This window comes from Erythrobacter sp. W302b (assembly GCF_046452395.1).
Taxonomy (GTDB): Bacteria; Pseudomonadota; Alphaproteobacteria; order Sphingomonadales; family Sphingomonadaceae; genus Erythrobacter.
In genome coordinates this window covers 947,348-966,961 of sequence record NZ_JBKFDH010000001.1, presented here as the reverse complement: position 1 = coordinate 966,961, position 19,614 = coordinate 947,348, and the positions used below count along the sequence as shown (strand labels likewise).

Genomic DNA, 19,614 nt, shown 5'->3' with positions numbered 1-19,614 from the left:
AATCAACCCGCCTGCGTCAGGCCGCAAGGAAGCGGGCCAGCGCCTCGCCAAGGTCAGGCTTGGTCACGCTGTTGAGGTGGGTGCCGGGCACCGCGACATAGCGCGCATCAGGCAGCAGTGCGGCAAGATCCTCGGCCGAGCCATTGTCCTGATCCTCATCCCCGCAGATCACCGCCGTGGGCATGGTGATCGCAGCCAGGCGGGCAAGATCGAAATCGTCCATCGCATCCAGCAGCAACCGCGCCGCGACCCGATCAACGCCTTGGGACTTCAGGAAGGTGCGCGCGGTGTAGGCCGGATCGCCGGGTTTGATGGTGTCGAACTCGTCGATCACCCGCTTGAAGTGCGCGGCGCGCCGCTCCCAATCGGACAGGCCCGCCACCCCCATCCCGCAAATCGCCAGACGGCGAGGTTCGAGGATGCCGTAACCGACCGCGTGGATCGCCGTGCGCGCGCCGAGCGAGAAGCCGACGAGGTCGAACCCGTGCGGCTCCAGCCCGAGATGCTCGGCCGCCACGGCGGCATCGCGCACCAGCACGCCGGGCGGATAGGCAGCGGGATCACGCGGGGCTTCACTTTGGCCATGCACGCGAAAGTCGAGCATGATCGCCTTGAAGCCGCTCGCCGCGAGCCGCGCGCCGTGACCCCATTTGATCCAGTTCATCTGCGCCGAGGAAAACAGGCCATGCAGGAGCAGCACCGGGCGCCCCTCCCCTTCGGTATGGATCGCAAGGCGGGTGCCGTCGAAGCTGGCAAAATGCTCGGTCGTAATCGTCATGCCGCGCCTGCTAGCGCGGTTCGGCGTGGGGGGCCAGCCGGTGCTTGTAGATAGTAAGCACGCTTATTATAAGTGCACCCATGAGTATCGAGACAGGCTACCGACTCGCCGACAATTCGCGCCAGTTGCGCCGCCTGTTTGACGAGCGCGTGCGCGGGCTGGGCATCACCGGCCCGCAGGCACGGCTGCTGCTCTCGCTCGAACGCAATCCCGGCGAGAATCAGGCCTTCTATGCCGAGCGGCTCGAGATCGAGCCGATCACCCTCACCCGCATCGTTGACCGGCTGGAGGAGGCAGGCTGGATCGAACGCCGCAACGATCCGGCAGACCGCCGTGCGCGCATTCTCCACCTGACCGACAAAAGCCGCGGGATCGTGAACCGACTACGCGTCAGCGTCGAAGGGTTGTTCGAAGAAATGCTGGCCGGGTTCGATGCCGGCGAACGGGCGGTCTTTGCCGATCTGCTCGACCGGATCGCCGCCAACCTTGCCGCTGCGCGTCAACCCGAGGTGGCCCATGGCTGAAGCCGATCCCACCATCGCGCGCGACAGCGTAAGCGAGGCCCCTACTCACCCCACAGCGACCCGCAAGCCATGGGCCCGCTGGGCACTGATGCTGGTGGTTCCCTTGGCGCTGGCCGCAGGCGCGCTGCTCTATTGGCAGAGCCTTGCGGGCAAGGTCTCGACCGACAATGCCTATATCAAGCAGGATATGGTCGCGGTCAGCGCCGAAGTCGGCGGACGGATTGTCGAGGCAATGGTGACAGATGGTGCGGTGGTCCAATCGGGCCAGCTGCTGTTCCGCATCGATCCTGAACCCTTCCGCTTGCAGATCGCCGAAGCCAATGCCGCGATCGCCGGTGCACAGGCGAATGTGATCGCGCTGAGCAATGCCCCCGAACTCACCGGCACCGACATCGAGGCCGCGCGCAGCGACGTCGCCTTTGCCGAGGCGCGGTTCGAACGGGTCGCGGCGCTCAGGCAGAAGGGCTTTTCGACCAAGGCCGATTACGAGGCAGCAGAGCAAGCGGTGGTGCAGGCGCGCGAGGCGGTGCGGCAGGCGGAAGACCGCCAGCGCGAAGCCCGTGCGCGGCTCGCCACCGGCGCGGCCGTGCCCGGCGTCAACCCGCAGGTCGCCGCGGCCGAGGCCCGCCGCGCCAATGCCCAGCTCGCGCTGCGCCGCACCGAAGTGCGCAGCCCTGCCGCAGGGCGCATCGCGCAGGCGGATCGCTTGCAAGTCGGCCAGCAGGTCGTGCCTAACCTCCCCGTGCTGACGCTGGTGCGCGAGGGATCGACCTATGTCGAAGCCAATTTCAAGGAGACCGATCTGGCCGACATGGCGGTCGGCCAGCGCGCCGAGGTCCGCTTCGATGCCTATCCCGAGCTGGTGCTCAAGGGCCGTGTGGCTGCAATTGGCGCGGGAACGGGCGCTGAGTTCTCCGTGCTCCCGGCCCAGAATGCGACCGGCAATTGGGTCAAGGTGACTCAGCGCGTGCCGGTGCGGATCGCGCTGGACGGCACCAGCCCGCGCCGGTTGATCGCCGGGCTTTCGAGCGAAGTGACCGTGTTCACCGACACAGCGAGCCGCTGAGCGATGGCAAGCCGGGCCGAGCCTGCCGCTGGCATCGGTCAGAACCGACCAGGCGCTCCGCTGGACGCGCCCGAACTGGAAACGGGCAACTACCCCCTGATGATTGTCGGGGTGATGGCGGCATCGCTGCTCCAGATCCTCGACACCACCATCGCCAATGTCGCCTTGCCGCATATGCAAAGCTCCTTGGGGGCGACGGTCGACACGATCACCTGGGTGCTGACGAGCTACATCATCGCCTCCGCTGTCGCGTTGCCGATCACCGGCTGGCTGGCCGACCGCATCGGGGCGCGGCGGCTGTTCATCGGTTCGGTCGCGGGGTTCATTCTCGCTTCGATGCTGTGCGGATTGGCGCAGAATCTTGAGGAAATGGTCGCCTTCCGTGCGCTGCAAGGCGTGGCGGGTGCCTTTATCGCGCCCTTGAGCCAGTCTTTCATGCTTGATGCCACTCGCCCCAGTCGCCATCCGCAGATCATGGCGATCTGGGGCATGGGGATCATGATCGGCCCGATCCTCGGGCCTATCCTCGGCGGGTGGCTGACCGAGACCGCCAACTGGCGCTGGGTGTTCTTCGTCAACCTCCCGGTCGGGATCGCCTCGCTGGCGATCCTCATCGCCTACCTGCCCAAACGCCCCCGACGCCAACGGCGCTTCGACATCGCCGGGTTCCTGCTGCTGGCCGTGGCTCTTGCGTCATTCCAGCTGCTGCTCGATCGCGGCGCACAGGAAGACTGGCTCGCGTCGGTGGAAATCTGGACCTACCTCGTCCTCACCCTCTCGGCGACATGGATGGTGGTGATCCACTTCGCCACGGCCCCTGCCCCGATGTTCGAACGCACATTGTTCGCCGACCGGAATTTCGCCATCGCCCTCGCGTTCATGATCGTGATCGGGATCGTGATGTTCGCGGTCATGGCGCTGCTGCCACCGATGCTGCAAAACCTGTTCGGTTACGGCGTGATCGACACCGGCATCGTGCTGATGCCGCGCGGAGTGGGCATCCTCGTCTCGATGCAGCTCTCGGGCCTGATGATGCGCCGGGGGATCGACGCCCGGCCGGTGGTGGCGAGCGGGTTTCTGATCTGCGCTTTCTCCCTGTGGCAGATGGCGCATTGGTCGCTGGCGGTGGACGAGGCGCATGTGATCATCAGCGGCCTGCTGCAAGGCCTTGGCATGGGGCTGGTGTTCATCCCCTTGCAGGTGAGCGCCTTTGCCACGCTCAGCCCCGCCTTGCGCACCGACGGGTCGAGCCTCCTCAACCTGTTCCGCTCGCTGGGCGCTTCGGCCGGGATCGCGTGGATGACGGTGCTGCTCGCCCGCAATATCCAGACCAGTCACGCCGATCTCGGCCAGCATGTGACGGCTGCCACGGGAAGCGTCGTGGATTTCTCGACCATCGACCGGTTCCAGGCGCTCGGCGATACGGCGATGACGCTGATCGATGCCGAGGTGAACCGGCAGGCGGCGATGATCGCCTATGTCGATGATTTCTGGCTGATGATGTGGATCACGCTGGCCGCCGCGCCGCTGGCCTTCCTGATGCGCGGGAACGAGGGGCGGGCCGCCAGGCCGGTCGCGCTGTCTGAGTAGCCTCTACCAGTAGTCCTGCATGATCGCGCCAGCCCAGTCAGGCTCGCGGACTTCCCCGCGCGGAGCGAAGCCCTGCATCACCGGCTTGATATCGAGAACCGGCGTGCCATCGACGGCATCGAGGCCGCGCACGCGCAGCCCCGTGCCCTCGACCGCGACGATCTCGCAGGTGGTCAAGCCGAGCCGATTGGGGCGGTTCTTGCCGCGCTGCGCGAAGATGCCGACCAAAGGCCAGTCCTTGCGCCCACGCGGGTGCCGCGCCCCGTTCTCGATCTTGTCGTCAGGCACGCGGTCGAACAGGAAGATCACCTCGGCATGGCTGAAGCCATCGATCCCGGCCAGCGCCTCGGGCCCGAAACGGGCGGCGTCGAGTGCGATCACCGCTTCGACGGTGCCCCAGTTGTCATCAATCACTTCGGCGCGGCCGCCCCTGACGTGGCCGATCGGATGGAGCGTGATAGCCTCGCCGCGCTCAGCGGAAGAAGCACTGCGTTCCGGCATAGAGCATCTCCACCTTATCGGCGGTGATGAAGCCGCCGATATTGCCGTCGAGCGCGAATTCCTCGCCGAGGGTGCTGCCTTCGACCTTGGAAAAGCCGGACGCGGCCTCGACAGTGCTCCGCGCCGTCCCGATCTGCACCTGGCCCGCCAACGTGACTGTCCCGGTCGCTGGCGCATCGCCGTCCTGCGGGGCGTGCCAGTTCCAGCCCACCAGACGGCCCTTTTGGAAATGCGCTGTCAATCCGCCCGCAAAGTCGGTGAAGGTGATCGGCCCGGCCCCGCATTCGGCATTCTCGCCTGAGCGCAGCGGCTTGCCGAGCGCCGCAGCGAGCGCGGTTTCGACCTCTTGCTGACCTGCGGCGAAATAGAACGCCTCCGCCCCGGCCGACATCCCGTCACCGCGAAGTTCGACCGCGTTAGCCGTGACCGGGGCCTGCGCGGCTTCGCCCTGCTGACGTTCAGCGGGGCTCGGCACGTCGCCGCTGTCGCAGCCGGCCAGCACGAGCGCGCCCACCAACGCCAGGGGAGCAACCCGCATCGGCCTTAGCCCTTCTTCAAATGCCGCCGCCCGAGCAGCTCGGCGATCTGGACGGCATTGAGTGCGGCACCCTTGCGCAGGTTGTCCGAAACGCACCACAATGTCAGACCGTTCTCCACCGTCGGGTCCTCGCGCACGCGGCTGACGAAGGTCGCCGCATCGCCGACGCATTCGATGGGGGTGATGTAGCCGCCATCCTCACGCTTATCGATCAGCATGACGCCGGGCGCCTCGCGCAGAATGTCCATGGCTTGTTCGGCGCTGATTTCATTCTCGAATTCGATGTTCACCGCTTCCGAGTGACCCACGAACACCGGCACGCGCACGCAGGTCGCGGTCAGCTTGATCTTGGGGTCGAGGATCTTCTTGGTCTCAACCACCATCTTCCATTCTTCCTTGGTCGAACCATCGTCGAGGAAGCTGTCGATGTGCGGGATCACGTTGAAGGCGATCTGCTTGGTGAACTTCTGCGGTTCGACCGGATCGCCCACGAAGATCGCGCGGCTCTGGGCGAAGAGCTCGTCCATCCCCGCCTTCCCGGCGCCCGAGGTCGACTGGTAGGTGCTGACGACCACCCGCTTGATCGTGGCGAAATCGTGGAGCGGCTTCAGCGCCACCACCAGCTGCGCGGTCGAGCAGTTGGGGTTGGCGATGATGTTGCGCGCGATGTAGCCGTCAATCGCGTCGGGGTTCACTTCCGGCACGATCAGCGGAACATCGGGGTCCATACGATAGAGCGACGAGTTGTCGATGACGATACAACCAGCCGCCGCGGCCTTGGGGGCATACTCCTTGGCCGGGCCGCTCCCGGCGGCGAACAGCGCGATGTCCCAGCCGGCGAAATCGAAATGCTCGATATTCTTGCACTTGAGCATCTTGCCAGTGTCACCGAATTCGACCTCAGTGCCGGTCGAACGCGGCGAGGCGACCGCGGCCACCTCGTCACACGGAAACTCGCGCTCGGCGAGAACCATCATCATCTCGCGCCCGACATTGCCGGTCGCGCCGACCACTGCCACCCGGTAACCCATTCCGAACTCCTGCAATCCAATGGACCAGCCGTCACCCTGAACTTGTTTCAGGGCCCATCCCGCCGCCCGCGCCGAGGCTCTATGGTGCGAGATGGATGCCGAAACAAGTTCGGCATGACGAATAGCTATGTTTTCGGGCTCTGGCTCACTTCGGCGGTGTCACCCTGTGCGCCGCGAGGAAGCGCATGATGCTGTTCCACACATGCGGCCCGATCTTCTCGCCCGACACGCGGTGGGTGTAGCCGGGGTAGAGCATCATCTCGAACGGCGTGTTGCTTTCCTGAAGCACAGAGATGAGTTCCGACGCGTTTTCGAACACCACATTGTCATCCGCCATGCCATGGATCAGCAGCAGCGGATCGCTGATCTTCGGGGCATCGGGAATCGCGCTGGCCTTTGCGTAAGCCTCGGGCACCTCGCGCGGATCGCCCATGTAGCGTTCGGTGTAGTGGGTGTCGTAAAGCTCCCACCGCGTGACCGGCGCGCCGGAGATCCCAGCGGCATAGAGGCCGGGGTCCGCCTCCAGCTGCTTCAGCGTCATGTAGCCGCCGTAGGACCAGCCATAGATCGCGACCTTGGCCGGATCGACGAAATCGAGGCTCTTGAGGAACAGCGCCCCCGCCTTCTGATCGCGCACTTCAGCCCCGCCCATTGCGCGGTAGAGCGGCTGTTCGAAATCCACGCCCCGGTTGGCCGAGCCGCGATTATCGAGCTGGAAGAAGATGTAGCCCTTGTCGACGATGGACTGTGCGAGCGCCCCGCCCCAGCTCTTCGTCACCGTCTGCGGTCCCGGCCCGCCATAGTGCTGGAAGAACACCGGATAACGCTTGCCCGGCTCCATCTTGGGCTTGAGCATCATCCAGTGCAGGGGCGTGCCGTCCTTGGCCGCAATCGTGCCGAATTCGGGTGTGACATGGCTGGCAAGGTAAGGCGCATAGGGGTGATCACCCTCGACCCGGTTCTCCTCGATCCACGCGACGCGGCTGCCGTCCGGTGTCGCCAGATAGGACTGCGGCGGTTGGTTCGGGCTTGAGCGGGTGACGTAGAGCAGCTTCCCCGCCCCATCCATGCTGGCGCTGTTGGTAAAGGCAGGATCGGTCAGCAGCTGGACGCCGCCCTCCCCGCCAAGCTGAGCGCGATAGATCTGCTGGGTCAGAACGTCGGTGGTCGCCTGATAGGTGAAGGTGCCCGCCGCCTCGTCCACGCCGACCAGTGCGGTGACGGGATCGAGCCCGCTGGTGATTCGCAGCCAATCCTGCCCGTCGAAGCGGTAAAAGTGGCCATAGCCGTCGCGTTCGGACCACCACAGCAGGCTGCCGTCCTTGAGGAAGCGATAATTGTCGCTGAGGTTGACCCAGTAATCGGGCCGCGCGGCGGTTTCGGTGAACCAGATCGTGCTTGCGCCCGTCGCCGGATCGACCTTGAGCATGTCGATCTTCGTCTGCGCGCGGTCCTGCCGCTGGACATAGATCGCGCTGCCATCCGGCGCCCAGTCGACGCGGGCAACATAGATATCGAGATCGAGCCCGAGATCGACTTTCACCTGCCCAGACCCATCGGGGTTCATCACGAACAGCTCGACCACGGCATTGTCGGTGCCTGCGGCGGGGTATCGCTGATCGAACACCTTGGTGCCCTTTGCGCCGATCGCCGCGCGGGTGACGATGCCGACGCTGGCTTCGTCGGTGCGCTGGACGACGATGCGGCTGTCGTCCGGGCTCCACCAATCGCCTTGCAGGCGCGCCATTTCCTCCTGCGCGACGAACTCTGCCTCGCCCCAGCGGATCGTCTCGGCCTCGCCTGCCGGGGTTATGGGGGTAGCCTCGCCGCCCACCGGCCCCACCCACAGCCGCCGGTCGCGCACAAAGCTGACGTACGCGCCCTTGCTCGACAGCTTGGGGTTGAGCTCAGTTCCCTCGGTATCGGTCAGGCGGGTGACAGTGCCATCAAGCTTGGCGAGGAACAGGTCGCCATCCAGCGGCACCAGCACGCCGCTGCCATCGCTGGCCCATTGGTAGGCGATGATCCCCTTGAGACTGCCGACGCGGGCGCGTTCACGCTGCATCTTTTCGTCCTCGGAGAGTTCGCGCCCGCTGCCGAGCTTCTCCGAATCCACCAGCATTCGCCATTCGCGGGTGTCGATGTCATAGCCCCACAGGTCATACCGCTCGCGGTCGTCGACCCGGTTGCGCAGCAGGGTCAGGTAGCGGCCATCGGGCGACAGCTTCACCTGCCGGGGTGCGGGGCCATCAAGGCCGGGGGAGGCGAAGACCCGTTCGAAGCTGAGAGTGGGGGCCTGCTCAGACATCACCGCGTCCTCCGCCAAGAGTGGAGCCGTCAGACAGGTCGAGAAACTCAGGGCAACCGCAGCAAGAACCGAACGCATCCAAAGCTCACCTCGTCATTGCGAGCCGCCGAACGGCGGCGCGGCAATCCAGGGTCAGCGCACACCGCTCTGGATTGCTTCGTCGCTACGCTCCTCGCAATGACGAACGGGAATGGCAAGTGCCCCAAAGCAAAAGGGCGGCGCCTTGCGGGGCCGCCCTTCGCAATTTCGCTGGCTGGAAAGCCTTACGCCTTGGGGGCGCTCATCTTGCGCTCGACGATACGTGCGCTCTTGCCGGTGCGGCCGCGCAGGTAATAGAGCTTGGCGCGACGCACCACGCCGCGGCGGACCACGGTGATGCTCTCGACGATCGGCGAGTAGAGCGGGAAAACGCGCTCGACGCCTTCGCCGAAGCTCATCTTGCGCACGGTGAAGTTCGAACCCATGCCGCGGTTCGAACGGGCGATCACGACGCCTTCGTAGTTCTGAACACGCTCACGGTTGCCTTCCTTCACCTTCACGCCGACGCGGACGGTGTCGCCTGCGCGGAATTCGGGGATGTCCTTGCCGGACTTGGCAATTTCTTCGGCTTCAATCTGCTGGATCAGGTTCACTGGTCCGGTTCCTTACGTTTTCGCCGCGCGCCAGAGGCAGGTTGGACCCGAGCGCCCTCATGGCGCTCCCACAAGTCCGGCCTGCGTGACCGAGTGTCCTCTTCGCTCCTTGCCTTGCGCCAAGCAGCGATTTTCGCATGATCCCCCGATCGCAGCACTTCGGGGATCGTGCGCCCTTCCCATTCCTGAGGTCGGGTGTAGTGCGGGTATTCAAGGAGGCTTTGTTCAAAGCTCTCCTCATCCCCGCTGGAAGCCGCGCCCATTACGCCGGGAAGCAGCCGAATGCAAGCGTCAAGGATGGTCAGCGCAGCCATCTCGCCGCCTGACAGAACGATGTCGGCGAGAGAGACCTGCTCGATCTCAGGGCGCGCCTCGAACAGGCGCTCGTCAAAGCCCTCGAACCGGCCGCACAGGATGATGACGCCGGGGCCTTGGGCGAGTTCGCGGATGCGCGCCTGCGTGATGGGTTTGCCCCTAGGCGTCATGGCGAGGATGGGGCGCGCCAAAAGCCCCTCCCCTTCAGGGGAGGGGTTGGGGTGGGGGCTCTCCGTCAGGCTCGGCGCTTGCGGCACGTCCCCATCCCCAACCCCTCCCCTGAAGGGGAGGGGTGAAACAGAGTCCAAAGCCCTCCCCAGCACATCGCACTTCAAGACCATCCCCGCCCCGCCGCCTGCGGGCGTATCATCGACCGTGCGGTGCTTGTCGGTGGCGAAGTCGCGAATCTGCACCGTCTCGCAGGCCCACCTGCCCTCGGCGAGCGCGCGCCCCGCGATGGAATGCCCGAGCGGCCCGGGGAACATCTCGGGATAGAGCGTGAGGATGGTGGCGGCGAAGGTCATTCGAATGTGCCGATCTCGCTCTGGACACGTTTCCGCTCGCGCCGAGACCGTAACCGGCCGGTGACCACAAAGGCAGACAAGCATCCAGCGGCAAACCAGATAAGCAAGCCGAACAGAACCTCGGGCTCCATAAAAAACAAAGCTAGCGAGCCCAAGTCTTCCTGACCCCGGCGAAACACGACGGTGGCTGCGATCAGCATCAGCACAGGGAAAGCCCCAGACAACGACGCCACGGCAATCGTCGACCATGATCGAAGCGAGGGCGACAACGTCAAGGCAACGATGGCGCTGATGACGGCTGCCCCAGCAGCAAAGACCCATAAGCCCGTATCGGTCAGAACATTCGCCAGGTCTCGCAAGACCGAGCCTTCCGCCCCGCTCATTCCCACGCCACCCCATCCTTCGCCCGCGTATCGACCGTCAGCCCGAACACATCGGGCCGCGCATAATGCCCGTCCGTATCGAGGTTCGCCAACCCCTCGGCCACTTCGGCAAGGTCGAGCTCAGCGAAGAGCGTCTCCTCCCCCTCCCCCGCCTGCGCGATCACGCGGGTGTCGGGCGCGGCGATCAGGGAGCCGCCGCGGTTGAGCACCTCGGCGGGGATCGCTTCGAACAACTCGCGCGCGGCGGCGTCACCGCCAACCCGCTCCAGCCCGTCGAACAGGTCGTCGCGGCGCTGCACCAGCCCCGCCGCCAGCACGAAACACCGCCCCTCCATCGCATAGTGCCGCGAGGCGATCTGGTGGGTCTCGCGGACCGTCGGCCAGGCGGCGATGTGCACGTCCTCGCCGAGGTTGTGCATCGCCGCGCGGGCGAGCGGCATCCAGTGCTCCCAGCAGATCAACGTGCCGAGCCGGCCCCACTCCGCCTGATGCACTCCCAGCGTCGAGCCATCGCCGCGCGCCCAGATCAGGCGCTCGCCATGAGTCGGCACCAATTTGCGGTGGTCGAGCACCGGCAGGCCGGGCCGGAAGGTCAGCTGGTTGTTCACAAGGCTCCGCCGCACCCGCTCATGCGCGCCGATGGAGATGATCGCGCCGCTGGCATCGGCGAGTTCCTGCAACGGGAGCAGCCGCTCATCATTGGCGACCACCGCTTGTTCGAGCATGATCCGGTGCAGCGCCTTGCTCCCCGGATGGTCCCACAGCGCGGCGCCCGGCGCCTCGTCCAGCCACAGCGGATAGCCGCCGAGGAACGTCTCGCCAAAAGCGACAACCTTCGCGCCGCTCTCCACCGCCTCCTTGGCAAGGCGCAACGCCTTGTCGATCCCGGCCTGAAAATCGAGCGGGATCGGCGCGGCTTGGACAACGGCGACAGAAAGCTTGGTCATGCCTGCGCGCTTACGCCGGGACGTCAGCCTCCGCAACCGCCGCAGCCACCACCGCCGCAGCCGCCGTCGCTGCTGCCATCGGCACCGCCGCCGTCGCCATCCTTTTGGCGCATGGCGTGAACCGCCTCCCACGGGGTGCCAACCAGAACCCCGGTGCCGAACAAGGCCACCGCCATCGCCGCCTCGTCAGGCCGGGGTGCACGGGCAAAGCGGCCGTTGCGGGCACGCATCTGCTGCACGGTCGCCACGCCCGCCGCGGTGCGCGGATCGCTCTTGACGAAGCGGATCACCGCCAGTGCGACCGTCACGCCCAGCAGCACAACCAGAAATCCGGTCGGCTCGTCCAGCGCGCTCCCCGCCCGCTGGCGATAGAGGCCAAGCACGAACAGCGCGCCGAAGGGCGCGACCGATAACAGACGCAAGCGATTGTGCTCCTCAGGGCGCAGCAGCAGGCCTGCACGGCGCAGACGAGCCGCGACCCGGTCGGCATGGATGTGAATGGCGCGGCGTGCGTCGTCGAGCGTGACAGGCGCATCAATGGCCAGCAGCGCCTTGCCGCCGGGACTGGCAGGCAGATCGCGCGCAGCCACGTGAAGCTTGCCCTGCTCGCCCGGAACCAGCGCGCCGCGCACATAGAGATCGGCCAGAAGCGAATCGGCCATGCGCTGGCGGCCACCTGCCAGCAGCGCGATGCCTTCGAGATCATCGGTCTCGCCCAGCCGCCCCGCTTCGCGCAGATGCGCGGGCAGCCACCATGCAGCGAAGGTCGCAAGACCAAGCAACATCGCGTAAAACAGCAAGAAATCGCTGCCCGTCCAGGACGAGAACAGCTGCATCACATCATCCTTCCCGCGATGAAGCCTGCCAGAAAGACAATCAGGCCCAGCGCCAGAGCGACCCGGCGATTGAGGACAATATCATCCAACAGGTTAACGCGAACACCTTTGGGATCGACGGAAAACCGCCGGTTGGCCGTCGGCCAAATGTCGGCAGGCGGCGGCGCGCCGAAGGCGGCCTCATAGGCGGCGAGCGTATCGGCATATTGGCGGTAGAACCGCGTCCGCTCGATCTCGCCGCCCTGCGTGGGGCCGTGGTGCAAGGGCGACGTCAGCACGACAGGGCAGAACACTTCCCAGTAATCGCGGCTATAGGTGAGATGGAGGTGCCAGGCCTGATCCACCGCGTCAGACGGCGTGATCTCGTGTCCGGCAGTCATCGCGAGGTAGCAGAAGCGCTTGTACTCATCGATCACGCGGTGGGCGTGTGGCAGGCTCCAGCGGTTTTCGCGGGCAAGCCGGGCGACGAAAGTGAGCGATGCGTCCGCTGGGCCGATGTGATGGTCGGCGATGCGCTGCCAAAGAGCGGCGTCGGCGGGTATCTCCACGCCCTCAATTATCGGCGAAATTGGCGCTGATCACAAGCCTGTTGTCATCCCACTCGATCACCGCAGCGGGGATCATCGGGACCATGAAGGTCTTGGGCCCCTTTTCGGGCACCGGGTCGAGCGCGATCTCGATAATGTCGGTCGCGCCGAAATTCTCGACCGCCAGCACGGTGCCAACGCTCGCCCCGGTGTCGGTGACGACTGGCAGTCCGAGCAGGTCGGCATGGTAGAACTCGCCCTCCGCCAGGGGAGGCAAGGCGTCGCGGGGGACGGTCAGCGCGGTACCCCGCAGCTTTTCCGCATCCCCGCGCGAGGTGCTTTCAGCCAGCCGCGCGATCGCGCCGCCCTTGCCGTCCTCGCGGATCTTCAAGAGGGTGAGCGCCCCGCCGTTGAAGCTTTTCTGCTTCGCCAGTGTGGCGATCCCGTCGCCGAACAGCTTCAGGCGCACCTCGCCCGCCACCCCGTGCGCGCCGATGATGGCGGCGAGGGTGACGGGTTTGGTGTTCGTCATTGTCAATCCCCGTTCGGGCTGAGCTTGTCGGAAGCGAAGCTGGCCTTGGCCAACCCCTGTTCTCTCTTCGCGGCGAAGCAAAAGGAGACGTGCGGTCCTTCGACAGGCTCAGGACGAACGGAGGAAGGCATTGTGGCTTAGCCTTCGGCCTGCTCTTCAGCGGCGGCTTCTTCGGCAGGCGCTTCCTCGGCGGCAGCTTCTTCAGCGGCGGGCGCTTCTTCGGCAGCCGGGGCAGCGGCAGCGGCCTTGGCTTCTTCTTCAGCGGCGCGCGCGGCTTCTTCGGCCTCGGCGATCTTGGCGGCACGTTCTTCGGCGCGGTCCTTGGCCTTCTCGCCCGGCTCACCCTTCTTGGGGTTGTTGCGGGCCGCACGCTCCTTGATGCCGGCGGCATCGAGGAAGCGGGCGACACGGTCGGTCGGCTGCGCGCCGACGCCGAGCCAGTAGCGGGCACGATCTTCGACCAGCTTCACGCGCTCCGGCGAATCCTTGGCGAGCAGCGGGTTGTAGGTGCCGATCTGCTCGAGATACTTGCCGTCGCGGGGCGAGCGGCTGTTGGCGACGACGATGCGGTAATAGGGACGCTTCTTGGCACCGCCGCGCGAGAGCCGGATGGAAATCGACATGAGTAGTTACCTTTCGAGTGAATTGAACTTTTGAACTGAACTGAACTGAACTGACTGACTTGAAACTATTTCTTGAACTTGGGCGGGCCGCCCAGACCCGGCAGGCCGTCCATCGGGCCACCGGGGCCGCCGAGGCCCGGAAGGCCGCCGGTCGGAGGGCCGCCCATGCCGCCCATGCCGCCGCCGCCGAACATCGCGGCGAGGCCCTTGAGCCCGCCCATCTTCTTGATCTGCTTCATCGCGCGGGCCATTTCCTGGTGCATCTTGAGCACCTTGTTGACCGTCTGCACGTCGGTCCCGCTGCCCGCCGCGACGCGCTTCTTGCGCTTGGCGTTCATCAGGTCGGGGTTGGCGCGTTCCTTGGCGGTCATCGAGGAGATGATCGCCTCCATGTGGACGAGCACCTTATCGTCCATCCCGGAACTGGCCATCGCAGCCTTGGCCTTCTTCATGCCCGGCATCATGCCTGCCAGCATCCCGAGGCCGCCCATGTTGCGCATCTGCTTCAACTGCATGGCGAGATCGTCGAGATCGAATTTGCCCTTCTCGAGGTTGCGCGCCATTTTCTCGGCGTCGGCTTCCTTGATCGTCGCGGCGGCCTTCTCGACGAGGCTGACGACGTCACCCATGCCGAGGATGCGGTCGGCAACCGAGCCGGGGCGGAAGGGCTCGATCGCGTCGAGCTTTTCGCCGGTCCCTGCGAACTTGATCGGCTTGCCGGTAACCGCGCGCATCGAGAGCGCCGCACCGCCGCGCGCGTCGCCGTCCATGCGGGTCAGCACCACGCCGGTGAGCGGCACCTCGTTGGTGAAGCTCTGGGCGACGTTGACCGCGTCCTGACCGGTGAGCGAGTCCACCACCAGCAGCACTTCGTTCGGCGCCGAAACGCTGGCGACGGCCTTCATCTGGGCCATCAGCGCGTCGTCGACATGGAGGCGGCCCGCGGTGTCGAGCAGCAGGACGTCGAAATTCTGGAGGCGCGCGGCTTCCATCGCCCGGCGGGCGATGTCGACCGGCTGCTGGCCGGCGATGATCGGCAGGGTGGCGACATCGACCTGCCCGCCCAGCACCGCCAGCTGCTCCTGCGCGGCCGGACGGTTCACGTCGAGCGAGGCCATCAGCGCCTTCTTGCCGTGGCGCTCGCGGATCAGCTTGGCGAGTTTGGCGGTGGTGGTGGTCTTGCCCGAGCCTTGCAGGCCGACCATCATGATCACAACCGGCGGCTTGGCATCAAGCCTGAGGCCTTCGACCTCCATCCCGCCCAGCGTTTCGACCAGTTCATCATGGACGATCTTGATGACCATCTGCCCCGGCGTGACCGAGCGCAGCACGTCCTGCCCCACGGCCTTTTCGGTAACGGCATCAATGAAGCGGCGGGCGACGGGCAGCGCGACATCGGCTTCGAGCAGCGCGATCCGCACTTCGCGCATCGCGTCGCGCACGTCCTGCTCGCGCAGCGCGCCGCGGCCCTTGAGCTTGTCAAAGACCCCGCCAAGACGGTCGGACAGCGTGTCGAACATCGCCAACTTCTCCTGCCGGACACGCAAGCGCCCGGAAAATGCGAAAAACGCCGGCGGACGAAACCTCGTCGGCCAGCGTTGCGGAAGGTGCTCCCTGAGGGATGCGAGCCTTTCGACTTTGATCAGGATGACTGGTGGAGCCTAGCGGGATCGAACCGCTGACCTCAACACTGCCAGTGTTGCGCTCTCCCAGCTGAGCTAAGGCCCCGAGCCAGTCATCATGCGAGCAAGGCTGCGTGCCCTGCTTGCGGGAGGCGGCCATTAGTGGGGCCGCCTTCCCTTGGCAAGCGTATTTTGATCGACCGGGCCCAATAATCACAGCTTCATCGGTGAAGTGGGGGTCCGGCCGCATCGCGGCCGCGAGCGCAAGCGCGCGAGCCGCAGGCGCCCCGCCGCATGGCGGCGGGAACAGCGCCGAGGACGGGCCCGCGGAGGCGGGCCCGCAATTCGATCAATTCTCGTGATCTTCGTCGTCGCCCGAGGTGGCAACGCCCAGATCGTCGTCGCCGCCGAGGTCGACATCATTGTCGGGCGAATCGCCGTCCTCGTCGATGTCCTCGATGTCTTCCAGATCATCGATATCGTCATCGCCGCCGAGATCGGCGTCAGCATCGACATCCTTCTTCTTTTCGACTTCCTCGAAGGGAATCGGCTGCTTCGACTTGAGCACCGGTTCGGGCGTCCAGGTCTCACCGCACTCGATGCAGGTGACCGGGTCTTCCTTACCGAGATCGTAGAAGCGCTCCCCGCACTTGGGGCAGGTACGCTTGGTACCCCATTCGGGCTTTGCCATCTGTATTCCTCAAACTGGCCGCCCCGAAGCAGGGCGGGCGAAGCGCGGTTGCGAATTCGCGGGATTGCACGAGAATTGTGGGTTCCGGCCTGACTTGATTCAAGGGCCTTGGTCATGGGCGCCATGAATCAACGGGTCGGGCCCGATGCGCGGCGCGCCTTGCCAGAAGCGCGGGGCGCTGTCAAAGACCGCCGCCTCATGACCAGCCACCGTTTCTCCGCCCTCGGCCCGCTCACCGGCGCGATCAGCGTCCCCGGCGACAAGTCGATCAGCCACCGATCCTTGATGTTTGCCGGGCTCGCGGTGGGCCGCAGCACCATCACCGGCCTGCTCGAAGGCGAGGATGTGCTGGCCACCGCCGCCACGATGCGGGCCTTCGGCGCGCACATTGCCCGCCACGAGGATGGCACCTGGACGGTCGACGGCGTCGGCGTCGGCAGCCTGCTGGAGCCCAAGGTCGCGCTCGACATGGGCAATTCCGGCACGTCGACGCGGCTGTTGATGGGCCTTGTGGCGAGCCATGCCATCACCGCGACCTTCGTAGGCGATGCGAGCCTTTCGGGCCGCCCGATGAAGCGCGTGATCGACCCGCTTTCGCAGATGGGCGCTTCGTTCGAAGCCTCGGCGGGCGGCACCTTGCCGCTGATGCTGCGCGGTGCGTCGCCCGCTGTGCCGATCACCTATCGGCTCCCGGTGGCAAGCGCGCAGGTGAAAAGCGCCATCCTGCTCGCCGGCCTCAACACCCCCGGCATCACCCGCGTGATCGAGCCCGTCCCCACCCGCGACCATACCGAGCGGATGCTGACCGGCTTCGGCGCGAAGCTGGAAGTGGGCGAAGAAAATGGCGAGACCGTCATTGCGATCCGCGGCGAGGCAGAGCTCAAGCCGATGGACGTGACCGTCCCCGGCGATCCCTCCTCCGCCGCCTTCTTCATGGTCGCGGCGAGCATTGTGCCGGGGAGCGACCTCACGATCCGCAACGTCGGCCTCAACCCGACCCGTGCGGGGCTGCTCCACGTGCTGCGCCAGATGGGCGCGGATATCGAAGAGGTGAACCCCCGCGACGTTGGCGGCGAGCCGGTGGCGGACTTGCGGGTGCGCCATGCGCAGCTGCGCGGCATCGAAGTCGACCCGGCGATAGCGCCCGCCATGATCGACGAATTTCCGGTGCTGTTCGTCGCCGCCGCGCTCGCACAAGGCACCACCCGCACCACCGGCCTCGAGGAACTGCGCGTCAAGGAGAGCGACCGCCTCGCCGCGATGGCCGCCGCGCTGACCGCTGCGGGTGCGAGGGTGGAAGAGCATGAGGACGGCCTCACCATCCACGGCACCGGCGGCGAGCCGCTGCGCGGCACGGCGAACGGGCGCGTGAAGTCGCTGCTCGATCACCGCATCGCCATGAGCATGGCGGTGGCGGGCCTTGTCAGCGAGGGCGGCGTGGAGGTCGACGACATCGCGCCGATCAACACCAGCTTCCCGACCTTCATGGGGCTGCTGGCTGAGGCGGCAGGATGACGCCCTACCTCGTCATCCCCGCGCAGGCGGGGATCCCGCTGTTCGGAGCCGCTGCACAGAAGCTGGATCCCCGCCTGCGCGGGGATGACGAACGCGGGGTTCAGCGATGAACACCCCGCTCGACTGGCCGAGCATCGTCGGCCTGTGCGGCACGGCCTGCATCATCGGCGCCTATGCCTATCTGACGCTGGCCAAGGCGACCAATCCCTTCCTGCTCCACGGCACCAATCTGCTGGGCGCGGCGCTGCTGACGGTGTCCTTGATCTATCACACCAATTGGGCGAGCCTCGTGCTCGAATTCTTCTGGGCCTCGATTGCGATCATCGGACTGGTGCGCGCATGGCTGGCCCGCGACACCGAGGGAGAACAGCCATGATCTCGAAGCCACTCCTCGCCGCCGCCCTCGCCCTGCTCCCGATCACCGCGCAAGCGCAGACCGCTACCCTCCCGACCGATCCCGCCACAGATTGGTCGGTCGCCACATCGGAACACCGGGTCGCCGTGGAAGGCGGCAAGGTCTGGGTGCGGGTCAATGGCACCATCGGCAAGGGCGCGACCCCGGTCATCATGATCCACGGCGGCCCGGGGGGAACCCATGTCAACTTCGGCGGCCTCCTCAGCCTGGCCGACACGCGCCCGGTGATCCTCTACGACCAGCTCGACAGCGGCATGTCCGACCGGCCCGAGAACCCCGCCAACTGGCTGCCGGAGCGCTTCGTTGCTGAACTTGAGGCGATCCGCAAGGAACTGGGCGTCGAGCGGTGGCATGTCATCGGCCATAGCTGGGGCTCGGCGCTCGCGCTCGAATATGCCGCGGCCTATCCCGAGCACACTGCTTCAGCCGTGCTGAGCGGCACTTTCCTGTCGACGTCGCACTGGATCACCGGCACCAACCTGCTCATCCGCGAATTGCCCGATGATGTCGCCGCCACGATCCGCGCCTGCGAAGGCCGGAACTCGCCTGAACCCGCCGTCTGCGAGCCTGCCACCGCCGCCTTCTACGCCGCCTATAATGGCCGCCCTGACCGCCCTGCCCCCTCCCCCGAGGCCATCGCCTACCGCGCGCGATATGGCGGAAAGGGTTTCAACGAGACGGTCTATCTCGCCATGTGGGGGCCGACCGAATTCCGCGCTTCGGGCTCGCTCGCCACATACGATGCGACCGCGTTGCTGCACCGCGTCGATGGCAGCCGGATCCTGTACGTGGTCGGGCAATATGACGAAGCGCGGATCGACACGGTGCAGGATTTCGTCGCGCTGACCCCCGGCGCGGAACTGGCGGTCGTCCCCGGCGGTAGCCACGCCTTCATTGCGGAACGGCCCGAGGTGTCCGAAGCGATCTACCGCGACTGGATGGCCAGAATCGACCAGCGCAGCGATTCCCGCGAGAGCGCCGAATGATCATTGCCGTCGACGGCCCCACTGCTTCGGGCAAGGGCACCATCGCCAAGGCGCTGGCCACACATTTCGGGTTGCCGCATCTCGACACGGGCTTGCTTTACCGCGCCGTTGGTCGGCAGGTGCAGTTGCTCGGCGGCAATCCCGATGATCCGCACGACGCCATCGCCGCCTGCGGCTTTGCCGAAAGCCTGCTGGACGATGATATCCTGCGCTCCGAAGACGTCGGCGGCTATGCGAGCCGCGTGTCGGTGCATCCGGCGGTGCGCGACGCGCTCTACGAGCGGCAGCGTGCCTTTGCCTTGCAGGAAGGCGGCGCGGTGCTCGATGGGCGCGATATCGGCACGGTGATTGCGCCCGAAGCGCGGGTGAAACTGTTCGTTACCGCCAGCGTTGCCGAGCGCGCCCGCCGCCGCTGGGCCGAGATGAAGGGGCGCGGGATCGATGTCGCCCTCGCGATCATCGAACATGACATTGCCGCCCGCGATGCGCGCGACATGAACCGCAAGGACGCCCCGCTGATGGCGGCCCCCGGTGCGCTGGTGATCGACACCACCCACTTCGGCCGCGAAGCCGCGATCGAGGCGGCGATTGAGGCGGTCGAGGCCCGGCTCGGCTGACGGGCGGTTTTCCTTGCATTTTGGCCCGCCCTCGCCTAGGCGCGCGGCCGTTCAGGCAATCCTCGGTGATTGAAGAACCTTCGCGCAATCGCATTCGGCGGCGCGGAGACGTC

Annotated in this window: 22 protein-coding genes and 1 tRNA gene; 7 read left to right on the top strand and 16 right to left on the bottom strand. The window is 66.1% G+C overall.

The genetic code is table 11. The annotated features are described in order from the left end of the window. Nucleotides 1-16 precede the first annotated feature (16 nt). The gene (locus ACLBKT_RS04725) at nt 17-778 is read right to left on the bottom strand and encodes an alpha/beta fold hydrolase (RefSeq protein WP_410181800.1); all 762 of its coding nucleotides are present in this window, start codon (nt 776-778) and stop codon (nt 17-19) included. Nucleotides 779-858: 80 nt separating this feature from the next. On the opposite strand from ACLBKT_RS04725, the gene ACLBKT_RS04720 reads away from it, so the two are divergent. Genes ACLBKT_RS04720 through ACLBKT_RS04710 form a run of 3 tightly spaced genes read left to right on the top strand, consistent with a single transcriptional unit; the run spans nt 859 to nt 3,958 of the window. Beyond that, nucleotides 859-1,302, top strand: a complete 444-nt coding sequence (locus tag ACLBKT_RS04720; protein WP_410181799.1) for a MarR family winged helix-turn-helix transcriptional regulator — start codon at nt 859-861, stop codon at nt 1,300-1,302. Next, nucleotides 1,295-2,368, top strand: coding sequence for an HlyD family secretion protein (locus ACLBKT_RS04715; RefSeq protein ID WP_410181798.1), 1,074 nt, complete (start codon nt 1,295-1,297; stop codon nt 2,366-2,368). Before ACLBKT_RS04720 ends, ACLBKT_RS04715 begins: the two co-directional genes overlap by 8 nt. A gap of 3 nt (nt 2,369-2,371) precedes the next feature. Continuing rightward, complete coding sequence (locus ACLBKT_RS04710; RefSeq protein WP_410181797.1) at nt 2,372-3,958, top strand: DHA2 family efflux MFS transporter permease subunit; 1,587 nt, start codon at nt 2,372-2,374, stop codon at nt 3,956-3,958. Between the two features lie 3 nt (nt 3,959-3,961). Here the strand turns inward: ACLBKT_RS04710 and ACLBKT_RS04705 are convergent, their stop codons facing one another. The 15 genes from ACLBKT_RS04705 to ACLBKT_RS04635 all read right to left on the bottom strand — a co-directional run bounded on the left by ACLBKT_RS04705 (nt 3,962) and on the right by ACLBKT_RS04635 (nt 15,968). Further along, nucleotides 3,962-4,459, bottom strand: coding sequence for an SAM-dependent methyltransferase (locus ACLBKT_RS04705; protein WP_410181796.1), 498 nt, complete (start codon nt 4,457-4,459; stop codon nt 3,962-3,964). Beyond that, nucleotides 4,431-4,997 (bottom strand): aspartate-semialdehyde dehydrogenase, encoded by a 567-nt coding sequence (locus ACLBKT_RS04700; protein WP_410181795.1) that lies wholly within the window; start codon nt 4,995-4,997, stop codon nt 4,431-4,433. The genes ACLBKT_RS04705 and ACLBKT_RS04700 overlap by 29 nt, the downstream gene beginning before the upstream one ends. 5 nt (nt 4,998-5,002) lie before the next feature. Then, complete coding sequence (locus tag ACLBKT_RS04695; RefSeq protein WP_410181794.1) at nt 5,003-6,028, bottom strand: aspartate-semialdehyde dehydrogenase; 1,026 nt, start codon at nt 6,026-6,028, stop codon at nt 5,003-5,005. 145 nt (nt 6,029-6,173) lie between these two features. Next, entirely contained in the window at nt 6,174-8,414 is a 2,241-nt protein-coding gene (locus ACLBKT_RS04690) for a DPP IV N-terminal domain-containing protein (protein ID WP_410181793.1), read from the bottom strand. A gap of 185 nt (nt 8,415-8,599) precedes the next feature. After that, entirely contained in the window at nt 8,600-8,968 is a 369-nt protein-coding gene (gene rplS / locus ACLBKT_RS04685; protein WP_166547558.1) for a 50S ribosomal protein L19, read from the bottom strand. Next, nucleotides 8,965-9,807: a tRNA (guanosine(37)-N1)-methyltransferase TrmD gene (gene trmD, locus ACLBKT_RS04680; RefSeq protein ID WP_410181792.1), complete on the bottom strand. Its 843-nt coding sequence runs from the start codon at nt 9,805-9,807 to the stop codon at nt 8,965-8,967. The genes rplS and trmD overlap by 4 nt, the downstream gene beginning before the upstream one ends. Beyond that, complete coding sequence (locus ACLBKT_RS04675; RefSeq protein WP_410181791.1) at nt 9,804-10,190, bottom strand: hypothetical protein; 387 nt, start codon at nt 10,188-10,190, stop codon at nt 9,804-9,806. The genes trmD and ACLBKT_RS04675 overlap by 4 nt, the downstream gene beginning before the upstream one ends. Beyond that, nucleotides 10,187-11,137, bottom strand: a complete 951-nt coding sequence (locus ACLBKT_RS04670) for a carbon-nitrogen hydrolase family protein (protein ID WP_410181790.1) — start codon at nt 11,135-11,137, stop codon at nt 10,187-10,189. The genes ACLBKT_RS04675 and ACLBKT_RS04670 overlap by 4 nt, the downstream gene beginning before the upstream one ends. A gap of 23 nt (nt 11,138-11,160) precedes the next feature. Beyond that, nucleotides 11,161-11,973: a TIGR04222 domain-containing membrane protein gene (locus ACLBKT_RS04665; RefSeq protein WP_410181789.1), complete on the bottom strand. Its 813-nt coding sequence runs from the start codon at nt 11,971-11,973 to the stop codon at nt 11,161-11,163. Then, nucleotides 11,973-12,521, bottom strand: coding sequence for a glycine-rich domain-containing protein (locus ACLBKT_RS04660; protein WP_410181788.1), 549 nt, complete (start codon nt 12,519-12,521; stop codon nt 11,973-11,975). The genes ACLBKT_RS04665 and ACLBKT_RS04660 overlap by 1 nt, the downstream gene beginning before the upstream one ends. A 4-nt stretch (nt 12,522-12,525) precedes the next feature. Continuing rightward, nucleotides 12,526-13,032, bottom strand: a complete 507-nt coding sequence (gene rimM, locus ACLBKT_RS04655) for a ribosome maturation factor RimM (protein WP_410181787.1) — start codon at nt 13,030-13,032, stop codon at nt 12,526-12,528. Nucleotides 13,033-13,169: 137 nt separating this feature from the next. Then, a complete protein-coding gene (gene rpsP, locus ACLBKT_RS04650; RefSeq protein WP_410181786.1) occupies nt 13,170-13,655 on the bottom strand; it encodes a 30S ribosomal protein S16 in 486 nt (161 codons plus the stop codon). A gap of 65 nt (nt 13,656-13,720) precedes the next feature. Next, nucleotides 13,721-15,175 (bottom strand): signal recognition particle protein, encoded by a 1,455-nt coding sequence (gene ffh / locus ACLBKT_RS04645; RefSeq protein ID WP_410181785.1) that lies wholly within the window; start codon nt 15,173-15,175, stop codon nt 13,721-13,723. 132 nt (nt 15,176-15,307) lie between these two features. Further along, nucleotides 15,308-15,383, bottom strand: a tRNA-Ala gene (locus tag ACLBKT_RS04640). 243 nt (nt 15,384-15,626) lie between these two features. Then, nucleotides 15,627-15,968, bottom strand: a complete 342-nt coding sequence (locus ACLBKT_RS04635) for a TIGR02300 family protein (RefSeq protein ID WP_410181784.1) — start codon at nt 15,966-15,968, stop codon at nt 15,627-15,629. Between the two features lie 198 nt (nt 15,969-16,166). Between ACLBKT_RS04635 and aroA the strand changes: the two genes are divergently transcribed. The 4 genes from aroA (at nt 16,167) to ACLBKT_RS04615 (ending at nt 19,501) form a co-directional block, all read left to right on the top strand. After that, the gene (gene aroA / locus ACLBKT_RS04630; RefSeq protein WP_410181783.1) at nt 16,167-17,483 is read left to right on the top strand and encodes a 3-phosphoshikimate 1-carboxyvinyltransferase; all 1,317 of its coding nucleotides are present in this window, start codon (nt 16,167-16,169) and stop codon (nt 17,481-17,483) included. 106 nt (nt 17,484-17,589) lie between these two features. Further along, nucleotides 17,590-17,859 (top strand): CBU_0592 family membrane protein, encoded by a 270-nt coding sequence (locus ACLBKT_RS04625; RefSeq protein WP_410181782.1) that lies wholly within the window; start codon nt 17,590-17,592, stop codon nt 17,857-17,859. Then, on the top strand, nt 17,856-18,884 hold the full coding sequence (locus ACLBKT_RS04620) for a proline iminopeptidase-family hydrolase (RefSeq protein WP_410181781.1): 1,029 nt from the start codon (nt 17,856-17,858) through the stop codon (nt 18,882-18,884). Before ACLBKT_RS04625 ends, ACLBKT_RS04620 begins: the two co-directional genes overlap by 4 nt. Next, nucleotides 18,881-19,501: a (d)CMP kinase gene (locus tag ACLBKT_RS04615; protein ID WP_410181780.1), complete on the top strand. Its 621-nt coding sequence runs from the start codon at nt 18,881-18,883 to the stop codon at nt 19,499-19,501. Before ACLBKT_RS04620 ends, ACLBKT_RS04615 begins: the two co-directional genes overlap by 4 nt. Nucleotides 19,502-19,614: the final 113 nt, after the last annotated feature.

Bases quoted from the DNA above. Each gene is read 5' to 3' on its own strand.
- ACLBKT_RS04725 (WP_410181800.1), bottom strand. From the start codon at position 778: ATGACGATTACGACCGAGCATTTTGCCAGCTTCGACGGCACCCGCCTT.
- ACLBKT_RS04720 (WP_410181799.1), top strand. From the start codon at position 859: ATGAGTATCGAGACAGGCTACCGACTCGCCGACAATTCGCGCCAGTTG.
- ACLBKT_RS04715 (WP_410181798.1), top strand. From the start codon at position 1,295: ATGGCTGAAGCCGATCCCACCATCGCGCGCGACAGCGTAAGCGAGGCC.
- ACLBKT_RS04710 (WP_410181797.1), top strand. From the start codon at position 2,372: ATGGCAAGCCGGGCCGAGCCTGCCGCTGGCATCGGTCAGAACCGACCA.
- ACLBKT_RS04705 (WP_410181796.1), bottom strand. From the start codon at position 4,459: ATGCCGGAACGCAGTGCTTCTTCCGCTGAGCGCGGCGAGGCTATCACG.
- ACLBKT_RS04700 (WP_410181795.1), bottom strand. From the start codon at position 4,997: ATGCGGGTTGCTCCCCTGGCGTTGGTGGGCGCGCTCGTGCTGGCCGGC.
- ACLBKT_RS04695 (WP_410181794.1), bottom strand. From the start codon at position 6,028: ATGGGTTACCGGGTGGCAGTGGTCGGCGCGACCGGCAATGTCGGGCGC.
- ACLBKT_RS04690 (WP_410181793.1), bottom strand. From the start codon at position 8,414: ATGCGTTCGGTTCTTGCTGCGGTTGCCCTGAGTTTCTCGACCTGTCTG.
- trmD (WP_410181792.1), bottom strand. From the start codon at position 9,807: ATGACCTTCGCCGCCACCATCCTCACGCTCTATCCCGAGATGTTCCCC.
- ACLBKT_RS04675 (WP_410181791.1), bottom strand. From the start codon at position 10,190: ATGAGCGGGGCGGAAGGCTCGGTCTTGCGAGACCTGGCGAATGTTCTG.
- ACLBKT_RS04670 (WP_410181790.1), bottom strand. From the start codon at position 11,137: ATGACCAAGCTTTCTGTCGCCGTTGTCCAAGCCGCGCCGATCCCGCTC.
- ACLBKT_RS04665 (WP_410181789.1), bottom strand. From the start codon at position 11,973: ATGCAGCTGTTCTCGTCCTGGACGGGCAGCGATTTCTTGCTGTTTTAC.
- rimM (WP_410181787.1), bottom strand. From the start codon at position 13,032: ATGACGAACACCAAACCCGTCACCCTCGCCGCCATCATCGGCGCGCAC.
- rpsP (WP_410181786.1), bottom strand. From the start codon at position 13,655: ATGTCGATTTCCATCCGGCTCTCGCGCGGCGGTGCCAAGAAGCGTCCC.
- ffh (WP_410181785.1), bottom strand. From the start codon at position 15,175: ATGTTCGACACGCTGTCCGACCGTCTTGGCGGGGTCTTTGACAAGCTC.
- ACLBKT_RS04635 (WP_410181784.1), bottom strand. From the start codon at position 15,968: ATGGCAAAGCCCGAATGGGGTACCAAGCGTACCTGCCCCAAGTGCGGG.
- aroA (WP_410181783.1), top strand. From the start codon at position 16,167: ATGACCAGCCACCGTTTCTCCGCCCTCGGCCCGCTCACCGGCGCGATC.
- ACLBKT_RS04625 (WP_410181782.1), top strand. From the start codon at position 17,590: ATGAACACCCCGCTCGACTGGCCGAGCATCGTCGGCCTGTGCGGCACG.
- ACLBKT_RS04620 (WP_410181781.1), top strand. From the start codon at position 17,856: ATGATCTCGAAGCCACTCCTCGCCGCCGCCCTCGCCCTGCTCCCGATC.
- ACLBKT_RS04615 (WP_410181780.1), top strand. From the start codon at position 18,881: ATGATCATTGCCGTCGACGGCCCCACTGCTTCGGGCAAGGGCACCATC.